Source organism: Pseudomonas sp. NPDC099000 (assembly GCF_044759925.1).
Lineage (GTDB): Bacteria > Pseudomonadota > Gammaproteobacteria > Pseudomonadales > Pseudomonadaceae > Aquipseudomonas.
The window spans coordinates 140458-150513 of the sequence record NZ_JBIWAF010000012.1 but is presented as its reverse complement, the minus strand read 5'-3'; the positions used below and the strand labels follow the sequence as shown (position 1 = coordinate 150513).

Here is a 10056-nt window from a genome sequence, read left to right as displayed (position 1 = left end):
CGTGACCAAGAAGGCTTTCGAAGCCGGCCTGCGTCCAATCGTGGTCATCAACAAGGTCGACCGTCCAGGCGCGCGTCCGGACTGGGTTCTGGACCAGATCTTCGACCTGTTCGACAACCTCGGTGCCACCGAAGAACAGCTGGACTTCAAAGTCGTCTACGCCTCGGCCCTGAACGGCATTGCCGGTCTGGAACACACCGACATGGCTGAAGACATGACCCCGCTGTACCAGTCGATCGTCGACAACGTACCTGCGCCGAAAGTCGACCGTGACGGTCCGTTCCAGATGCAGATCTCCGCTCTGGACTACAACAGCTTCCTGGGTGTTATCGGCGTTGGCCGTATCGCTCGTGGCCGCATCAAGCCGAACACTCCGGTTGTCGCTATCGACGCCGACGGCAAGAAGCGTACCGGTCGTATCCTGAAGCTGATGGGTCACCACGGTCTGCACCGTATCGACGTTGAAGAAGCAGCTGCCGGCGACATCGTCTGCATCAGCGGCTTCGACCAGCTGTTCATCTCCGACACTCTGTGCGACCCACTGAACGTCGAAGCGATGAAGCCGCTGACCGTTGACGAACCAACCGTTTCCATGACTTTCCAGGTAAACGACTCGCCTTTCTGCGGTAAAGAAGGCAAGTTCGTGACTTCCCGTAACATCAAGGAACGTCTGGACAAAGAACTGCTCTACAACGTTGCCCTGCGCGTTGAAGAAGGCGACACCGCCGACAAGTTCAAAGTCTCCGGCCGTGGTGAGTTGCACCTCTCGGTACTGATCGAAACCATGCGTCGCGAAGGCTTCGAAATGGGTGTTGGTCGTCCGGAAGTGATCATCCGTATGGTTGACGGCGTCAAGCACGAACCGTACGAAAACGTGACCATCGACCTGCCAGAAGAATCGCAAGGTTCGATCATGGAACAGATCGGTATCCGTAAAGGCGACCTGACCAACATGGTTCCGGATGGCAAGGGCCGTGTGCGCCTTGAGTACAACATCCCGGCTCGTGGCTTGATCGGTTTCCGTAACGAGTTCCTGACCCTGACCTCCGGTGCAGGCATCCTGACCTCGATCTTCGACCGTTACGACGTGATGAAGTCCGGCGACATGTCCGGCCGTCAGAACGGCGTGCTGGTTTCGGTTGCTACCGGTAAGGCTCTGACTTACTCGCTGGAAACCCTGCAAGCTCGCGGCAAACTGTTCCTGGGTCACGGTGAAGACGTGTACGAAGGTCAAATCGTCGGCATCAACAGCCGCGACAACGACCTGGGCGTCAACCCAACCAAAGGCAAGAAGCTCGACAACATGCGTGCCTCGGGTAAAGACGAAACCATCGCTCTGGTTCCGCCTATCCGTTTCACCCTGGAACAAGCTCTTGAGTTCGTGCAAGAAGACGAACTGTGCGAAGTCACTCCTAAGTCCATCCGTCTTCGTAAGAAGATCCTGGGCGAAAGCGAGCGTACCCGCGCTGCCAAGAAAGCCGGTAACTGAGTCTCGACTTAGTTAGCGCTTAAAAAAAACGCCCCCGACCGCAAGGTCGGGGGCGTTTTTGTTTGTCTGGGGTTTGTGCGGTGTTTGTGCAGGCCCCTTCGCGGGCAAGCCTCGCTCCTACGGATCTACAAAACCTGTAGGTGCGAGGCTTGCCCGCGAAAGCGATCTGTCAGCCAGCGAGATTCCGGATCAGAATTTTTCGAGAGTACGGCGGGAGCTGCTGGTCTCACGCGCCACTTCTTTAGGCTTGTAAGCGCAATACCCCGGCCGTGGCCCTATTTTCGGGTGATTGCGGCAAGTGTCCGGGCGCTTTTCATAAATAGTGCACAGACGGCTCTTACGATCCAGGTACAGGCAATCGTTGTTGCTCATGCGCTGGAGGGTGAAGATCTCGGACTTCTGGTTGTAACGCTCGACGATCCCTTCCTTCTGCAAGCGCTTGGCGATGTTCTTCGCCGGCTCGCCGCGCTCGAACTCGTCGACGATGCCGATGCGGATCAGATCCTTGATCTTGACCTCGACCGGCAAGGTGCAGCAGCTCGACACGCAGGAACCGCACATCGGGGCAGAGTACTTGGCCCAGGTATCGAGGCGATCGATCTCTGCGGCAGCGATCAGGTTGGACTTCATCATCGGTTGTTACCAACGTGTGCATCAGGGCGCGCGATCATACCGGGACTGGTGGATTTTTGAACAACCTTTCGCCAGTTTTTTTCTGTGCCGTCCAGTAACACCGTTAATCCGGCACGGGCCCTGCATTGATTCAGGTACACGACAATGTAATGCCGGCCTATCTCGCACTATCAGGAAAAACTGCCGAACCAGAGCCTCGACCGCCTGTCAGACCGTCTAGGCTCAGACAACTCAACGCTCGCTCGAGGTCCTATCGATGACTCAAGAACCACTTGTTCGCGAAGCAGAGGTGGCCGCATTTCGCGATGCCGTCTTGACCAAACTCACCTACGCGGTGGGCAAAGACCCGGATCACGCCTTCGACCACGACTGGTTCGAAGCCATTGCCCTGGCGGCGCGCGATCACATGGTCGAGCACTGGATGGACCACACCCGGCAGATTTACCGCAAAGGGCAAAAGCGGGTTTATTACCTCTCCCTCGAATTTCTGATCGGCCGTCTGCTCTACGACAGCCTGAGCAACCTTGGCCTGCTGGACGTCGCCCGCGAAGCCCTGACTGAGCTCGGCGTCGACCTTGAACGCATCCGCCTGCTGGAACCTGACGCAGCGCTGGGCAACGGCGGCCTCGGTCGTCTGGCAGCGTGCTTCATGGAAAGCATGTCGACCCTCGGCATCGCTGGCCACGGCTACGGCATTCGTTATGAGCACGGCTTGTTCCGCCAGGCCATCGTCGACGGCTGGCAGCAGGAGCAAACCGAACACTGGCTGGATTTCGGCAACCCGTGGGAATTCGAACGGCCTGAAGTCGTGTACCCGATCGGCTTTGGCGGCAGTGTCGAAACCGTGACCGATGAAGCTGGCAAGTCCAAGCAAGTCTGGTCCCCGGCGGAAACCGTGCGGGCCATTGCTTACGACACGCCGGTGGTCGGCTGGCGTGGGGCGAGCGTCAATACGCTGCGCCTGTGGCGCGCCCGAGCCATGGAAGATTTGCACCTGGAACGCTTCAACGCCGGTGACCACTTGGGCGCTGTAGCCGAAGTCGCCCGGGCGGAAAGTATCTCCCGCGTGCTCTACCCGGCGGACAGCACCGAAGCCGGCCAGGAACTGCGCCTGCGCCAGGAATACTTCTTCGTCGCCGCGTCCTTGCAGGATTTGCTGCGCCGCCATCGCAACATGCACACCTCGGTCCTGACCCTGGGTGATCACGCGGCGATCCAGCTCAACGACACGCACCCTTCGATTGCTGTGGCCGAGCTGATGCGTCAACTCGTCGACGTCTACGACGTGGCATGGGATGCCGCGTGGCAGGTTACCGTCGACACGCTCTCGTACACCAACCACACGCTGCTGCCGGAAGCGCTGGAAACCTGGCCAGTCGGTCTGATGGAGCGGATGTTGCCGCGGCACATGCAGATCATTTACCTGATCAACGCCCAACACATCGATTCGCTGCGCGCCAAAGGCATTCACGACTTCGACGTATTGCGTGCGGTGTCGCTGATCGAAGAAGACAACGGCCGTCGGGTGCGCATGGGCAACCTGGCGTTCCTCGGTTCTCACAGCGTCAACGGCGTGTCCGGGTTGCACACGCAGCTGATGCGCAAAACCGTGTTCTCCGAACTGCACAAGCTCTACCCGGAGCGGATCAACAACAAGACCAACGGCATCACCTTCCGCCGCTGGCTCTACCAGGCCAACCCCGAGCTGACGTCAATGATGGTCGACGCCCTCGGCCCGGATCTGCTGGATAACGCTGAACAGCGTTTGCTGGAGCTGGAGCCGTTCGCCGAGAAGCCTGCTTTCCGCAAGGCCTTCGCCGAACAGCGCCTGCACAGCAAAAAAGCCTTGGCCTATCTGATTCATGAGCGGTTGGGGATCGCGGTCAACCCGGCGGCGATGTTCGACGTGCAGGTCAAGCGTATCCACGAATACAAACGTCAGTTGCTCAACCTGATGCACACCGTGGCGTTGTACCAGGCGATTCGTGCCGAGCCGGAAATCGACTGGGTACCGCGAGTGAAGATCTTCGCCGGCAAGGCGGCGGCCAGTTATCACCAGGCCAAGTTGATCATCAAGTTGACCAACGACATCGCCCGGGTGGTGAACAACGACCCGACGGTGCGCGGCTTGTTGAAAGTGGTGTTCCTGCCCAACTACAACGTCAGCCTGGCGGAGAGCATTATTCCGGCGGCGGATTTGTCGGAGCAGATTTCCACCGCCGGCTTCGAAGCCTCGGGCACCAGCAACATGAAGTTCGGCCTCAACGGTGCGCTGACCATCGGCACCCTCGATGGCGCCAACGTCGAAATGTGCGAACGCATCGGCGTCGAGCACATGTTTATCTTCGGTCTCAGCGCCCAGCAGGTTGAAGCGCGCAAGCAGAACCATGAGTTCAATGCGACACCGGACATTGCCGCGTCCCATCGACTTAACGACGTGCTGCAAGCGATTCGCGGCGGGGTGTTCTCCCCGGATGATCCGTCCCGTTACGCAGGCTTGATCGATTCGCTGATCGACTACGACCGCTTCCTGGTCTGCGCCGATTTCGATTCCTACTGGGACGCGCAGATGCGCGTGGAAGCCCATTGGCACGATTCTCAGGCATGGTGGCGGTCGGCGGTGTTGAGCACTTCGCGGATGGGCTGGTTCTCGTCCGACCGGACCATTCGCGAGTACGCCACGGATATCTGGAAGGCGTTGGAGTAACTTTTAGCAATAATTGCGAGCAAGGCCCGACGGTTGTTGGGCCTGACCGATATACTAAGCCCCAGTTTTGCCGGATGTTTCAGTGAGCACTGCGCTGACTTCTTCGCGGGCAAGCCTCGCTCCTACAGGTTATGTACCGTTCTTGCGGACTGTGCAAATCCTGTAGGAGCGAGGCTTGCCCGCGAAAGCGTCAGTGCATATGCCACGAAGCTTCGGGATTCGCCCGGCAATGGGCCGCTTAGGGATATCGACCATGCAATGGATGTTCATGCTGATTGGGCTGGTGCTGGGCTGGATACTCGACGAGTCGTTCAGCGATGCGCTATTGGGTGCGCTGCTCGGGTTGGGGATTGGCCAGGCCATTCGCATCGGCCGCCTGGATTCAGAAGCAGCCGAGCAGCGTCGTCTGCTGGAGCAGGCGCAGGTTGCGCTGAATGGGGTGCAGCAACGCCTGGCATTGCTGGAAGTGTCTGGCGTCACAGCCCCTGAAACCAGCGAACCGGTTGCCAGCGAAGCCGCTCCGTCGCCTGAGTTCACACTCGATGAAATTCCTGTCGAAACCCCAGAGCTGATCTGGGACCTCCCGCCCGAACTCGAACCGATGGCCGCAACGGCAGCGCAAACCAGTCGTCCGCTGCCCGACGATGTCTGGAAACCCGAGCCGGTTGCCCGCGAACCTCAACAACCCACGATTCCTCGCGGCCCGAACTTTATTGACCGTGCCATCAGTGGCGCGCGCAACTGGTTGTTCGGGGGCAACACCGTGTTGCGGGTCGGCGTGGTGCTGTTGTTCCTGGGTCTGGCGTTTTTGCTGCGTTATGCCACCGAAGGCATGGTGGTGCCGATCGAACTGCGGTACGCCGGGGTCGCGGCGGCTGCGTTGGGCTTGCTCGGTCTGGGTTGGTGGCTCAGGACACGCAACAGCAATTACGCGTTGATGCTGCAAGGCACCGGGATCGCCGTGTTGTACCTGACGGTGTTTGCCGCGATGCGCTTGCACCCGTTGCTCGATCCAACCGCCGCGCTGGGCCTGCTGGTCGCGGTCACGGTGTTCTCGGCGATTCTTGCCATCACCCAGGATGCGTTGGGCCTGGCCGCCGCTGCGGCACTCGGCGGCTTCGCGGCGCCCATTCTGACCTCCACCGGCGCCGGCAACCACGTCGCGCTGTTCAGCTACTTCGCCTTGCTCAACGCCGGCATCCTCGCCATCGCCTGGTTCAAGGCCTGGCGCCTGCTGAACCTGATCGGTTTCGTCGGCACCTTCGGCATCGGTTTCGCCTGGGGCCTGCGCTCCTACACGCCGGAATTGTTGTGGAGCACCGAACCGTTCCTGATTCTGTTCTTCCTGATGTACCTGGCCATCGGCCTGCTGTTCGCCCGGCGCAAGCTGCTGGAGATGAGCGATGCGCCCGAGGACGACAGCCGCGAGGCGTTGCTGCGCTGGTCGGCGCGCAAGGGCGATTACGTTGACGGGACGATGCTGTTCGGTCCGCCGCTGGTGGGCTTCGGATTACAGTTCGCACTGGTTCAGCATCTGGAGTTCGCTGCGGCGTTCAGTGCCTTGGCGTTGGGCATGATTTACATGGGACTCGCCCGTCTGCTGATGGGCGGCCGTGCATTGCTGCTCGCGGAAACCTGCCTGGCGCTGGGCGTGATCTTCGCCAGCCTCGCGATTCCGCTGGGGCTCGACGCTCGCTGGACGGCTGCCGCCTGGGCCGTCGAAGGCGCCGGCATCTTCTGGCTCGGCCTGCGTCAGCAACGCCCGCTGGCTCGCGCGTTCGCTTTGCTGCTGCAACTGGGCTCGGCCCTGGCGTTTGTCAGCGAATTGCGCATCGGCGAAGGCAGTTTGCTCGACGGCGCTCCGCTGGGCGCGTTGATGCTCGGCGTGGCGTTGTTGTTCAGCTTCTATCAATTGCGCAAAGCCCTGCCCGAACAGACATCGGAATGGGAGCGCAAAGGGCTGCCGGTATTGGCTAGCCTGGGCCTGACCTTCCTCTATCTGCTGGCGCCGTTGTTCTTCTTGACCCACGGCACGGCGATCAGTTGGGCGCTGGCGGGGTTGGCGACGTTGTTTGTCGGCTTGCGTCTGCAATCGCGCACGTTCCTGTTCACCGCGTTCGCCGTGCAATTGCTCGGCGGTGCGTTGTTCCTGTTGCGACTGCAAGGCTCCGGCGGTGAGTCTGCCGCTGTGTTCAGCGCGGGCTGGAGTGGTTTGCTCAGCGCGTCCCTGATCGGCCTGGCGTTGATCGCCGGCATGTTGCTCGCTGCGCGTGATGAGATGGTGCGCAGCGATGTTCGACTGTTGCGCGGCTTGTCGGTGGTGTTGCTCGCCGGTCTGGTGCTGATCAATCTGGCGGTGCTGTTCGTGCTGCCATGGCAAACCGCGAGCGCGGTGTGGGCAGCCAGTGGCTTGTTCATCATTTGGCTGAGTCTGTACCTCAAGCAGCGCGTGAGTTTTGTCTTCGGTTTGCTGTTGCAGGTGATTGGCGGCGCGGCGTTCGTGTTCGCCGGTCCGGACCTGCTCGGGCCGCTGGCCAGCGAAGGGTTGAAACCGCTGGCGCACAGCGGTTTCTGGACGCCGCTGGTGTTGGGCCTGGCCGCGATGGTCGGGGCCTGGCGCTTGCAACTTGGCAACCATGCCTCGGCGTTTGATGTGCTGAGTTTGCAGCGTTTGTCCGAAGTGTTGCTGGTGTGGGGCGCGAGTTGGTGGGCGCTGGCGTGGATCAGTGAAGTGCTGCGTTTTGCGCCGTTGAATCTGCAAGCGACCTTGTTGCTGGCGGTTGCGGCGCTGAGTGTGGCGCTGTGGACGGTGTTGGCGCTGCGCTTGAAATGGCCGTCGCTGGGCCTGCTTTGCACCTTGCTGATTCCCGCTGCCGGTCTGGTGCTGCTGGCCGCATGGCATTCGCGTTATCACCCGGCGGCCCATTTCGGTTGGCTGGTGTGGGCAGCGGTGTTCGTCGTGCATTTCATCTCGCTGCGACGCTTGGCGCCGATGTTGCCAGCGCGCGCCCTGAGCACCGCCCATGTGCTCGGTTGCTGGCTGTTGATCGGTGTGCTGGCCCTGGAGCTGCGTTACGGTTTGCTGTTGTTGTCCGAGCAGTACAACGCCTGGCGCTGGCTGGGTTGGGCAGTCCTGCCGAGTCTGTACCTGGTGCTGATGGCGGCGCCGCGCAATTGGCCATGGCCTGTTTCGGCTTATCCCCGCGAATACCGCTTCTACGCGGCGGCACCGTTGGCGCTGCTGATGCTCGGCTGGTTCTGGCTGGCGAATATCGTCAGCGACGGCACGGCCGAACCTCTGCCCTATGTGCCGCTGGTTAACCCGTTGGAGTTGGGTCTGCTGTTTGCGCTGTTTGGCGTCTATTTGTGGTCCCGCAGCGCCGTGACGCAACTGGCGATTCGCAAAGACTACATAGAGCACGCCACGCAACTGATTGCCGGGGTCTCGCTGTTCGCCTTCTTCACCGCGCTAGTGATGCGCACCGCTCACCATTGGGGCGGCGTGCCGTTCGAGCTGGATGCGTTGCTGGAATCGATGCTGGTGCAGGCGGGTCTGTCCATCGTCTGGACCTTGATGGCGCTGAGTCTGATGATCGGCGGTCATCTGCGTCATCGCCGCGAAGTCTGGCTGATCGGCGCCGCGCTGATTGGCGTGGTGGTGGCCAAACTGTTCTTTGTCGAATTGAGTAACCGCGGCGGCCTTGCGCGGATCGTGTCGTTTATCGGCGTCGGCGTGTTGCTGCTGGTGGTGGGCTATTTCGCGCCGCTGCCGCCCAAGCGTGCCGAGGCTGCGCGCCAAGGCGGAGCCGATCCCGAAAGGCCGGCCCCTGAAACCGAAGGAGTGTCGTCTTGAGTCAGAAGTTGAACCTGGGCTGGTTGGGCGCTGTTGCGCTGGGTGTGGCGCTGTCCGCCAGTGCTCAGGAAAAACCGGCGGACTTCGCCACGCAAGTGCCGTTGTCGGTGAGCGGCGAGGGACCTTGGTATCGCCTCGAATTGCCTTTGAGCGTGCAACTGAATGCCCGGCAAACGGACCTCAGCGATGTTCGCGTGTTCAACGCTGCCGGCGAGGCGCAAGCCTACGCCTTGGCTCGCGAGGCGGCGTCAACCCGCGAAAATCGCACGCTGACCGACGTGAAATGGTTCCCGCTGTACACCTCGGCGGACGCCACGGAGCGCGCGCCGGGCATCCGCGTGCAATCGAGCGCGAACGGCACGTTGGTCGAAGTACAGCCGTCCAGTCAGCTGGAGGCGGGCGAAGAAGTGCTGCGCGGATGGTTGCTCGACGCCAGCGCCATCAAGGCGCCGTTGCAGCAGTTGATCCTTGACTGGACCAGCGAGCGCGATGGCTTTCAGCGCTTCACCATCGAAGCCAGCGACGACTTGCAGCATTGGCAGTCGTGGGGCGAAGGGCAGGTGGCGCGGCTGACGTTTGCCGATGAACGGGTCGAGCAACATGAAGTTGGCTTGCCGGGGCAATCGGCGCGTTATCTGCGCTTGCTGTGGAATTCACCGCAATCGGCACCGGCGCTGACTTCGGCGCAGCTGCAAAGCGCGAGCCCCCGCAGCCTGCCGCTGCCGTTGGTCTGGTCGCAACCGTTGGCTGGCAGCAGTGTGAAGACGGGTGAGTACACCTGGCAGTTGCCGATGGGGCTGAATGTCGAGCGGGTGCAGGTCGAGCTGAGTCAGCCCAATAGCCTGGCGCCGGTGACGTTGTCCGGTCGTCGCGAAAGCAGCCTGCCGTGGCAGCCGCTGACCAGCGGTTTGCTCTATCGCCTGACCCAGAACGGCCAGGACGTGGTGCAGAACGAATTGCAGCTGTCAGGGCAAACCGTGCAGCAGTTGAAGCTTGTGGTGGATGAGCGCGGTGGTGGTTTGGGCGCTAAAGCGCCGACGGTGAAGTTTGCTGTGCGCTCGACGCAATTGGTGTTCCTGGCGCGCGGGGCCGGGCCTTATACGCTGGCGCTGGGGAGTGCGACGGTGAAGGCGGCGAACCTGCCGTTGTCGACGCTGATTCCCGATTACAGCGCGGCGAAGTGGGCGGCGTTGGGCAGGGCTTCGGTGGAAGGGGCGGCGGTGGTGAGTAACACCTCAACGGCGACCGCGGCAGCGACAACGGACACGAACTGGAAGAAGTTCGGGTTGTGGGGAGTGTTGTTGCTGAGTGTGCTGTTTCTGGCGGCGATGGCGTTCAGCTTGCTGCGCAAGCCCCCCGTCAAACCTTAGGCTG

General features: G+C 61.3%; 5 protein-coding genes. 4 read left to right on the top strand and 1 reads right to left on the bottom strand.

Annotation, left to right across the window (positions count from 1 at the left end; genetic code table 11):
• The coding region (locus ACIQV9_RS16540) for a GTP-binding protein TypA/BipA (RefSeq protein WP_403103374.1) at window positions 1-1489 on the top strand (1489 nt) is incomplete at its 5' end.
• 189 nt (window positions 1490-1678) lie between these two features.
• On the opposite strand, the gene ACIQV9_RS16535 is transcribed toward ACIQV9_RS16540, so the two are convergent.
• On the bottom strand, window positions 1679-2119 hold the full coding sequence (locus tag ACIQV9_RS16535) for a YkgJ family cysteine cluster protein (RefSeq protein ID WP_149416955.1): 441 nt from the start codon (window positions 2117-2119) through the stop codon (window positions 1679-1681).
• A 259-nt stretch (window positions 2120-2378) separates the two neighbouring features.
• Between ACIQV9_RS16535 and ACIQV9_RS16530 the strand changes: the two genes are divergently transcribed.
• The 3 genes from ACIQV9_RS16530 to ACIQV9_RS16520 all read left to right on the top strand — a co-directional run bounded on the left by ACIQV9_RS16530 (window position 2379) and on the right by ACIQV9_RS16520 (window position 10052).
• Window positions 2379-4829, top strand: coding sequence for a glycogen/starch/alpha-glucan phosphorylase (locus tag ACIQV9_RS16530; protein WP_403103371.1), 2451 nt, complete (start codon window positions 2379-2381; stop codon window positions 4827-4829).
• Between the two features lie 253 nt (window positions 4830-5082).
• Window positions 5083-8682 (top strand): DUF2339 domain-containing protein, encoded by a 3600-nt coding sequence (locus tag ACIQV9_RS16525; protein ID WP_403103368.1) that lies wholly within the window; start codon window positions 5083-5085, stop codon window positions 8680-8682.
• A complete protein-coding gene (locus ACIQV9_RS16520) occupies window positions 8679-10052 on the top strand; it encodes a DUF3999 domain-containing protein (RefSeq protein WP_403103365.1) in 1374 nt (457 codons plus the stop codon). The genes ACIQV9_RS16525 and ACIQV9_RS16520 overlap by 4 nt, the downstream gene beginning before the upstream one ends.
• The last annotated feature ends 4 nt before the right edge of the window (window positions 10053-10056 follow it).

Excerpts from the sequence above, each read along its gene's own strand:
- ACIQV9_RS16525 (WP_403103368.1), top strand. The coding sequence starts at position 5,083 with ATGCAATGGATGTTCATGCTGATTGGGCTGGTGCTGGGCTGGATACTC.
- ACIQV9_RS16535 (WP_149416955.1), bottom strand. The coding sequence starts at position 2,119 with ATGAAGTCCAACCTGATCGCTGCCGCAGAGATCGATCGCCTCGATACC.
- ACIQV9_RS16530 (WP_403103371.1), top strand. The coding sequence starts at position 2,379 with ATGACTCAAGAACCACTTGTTCGCGAAGCAGAGGTGGCCGCATTTCGC.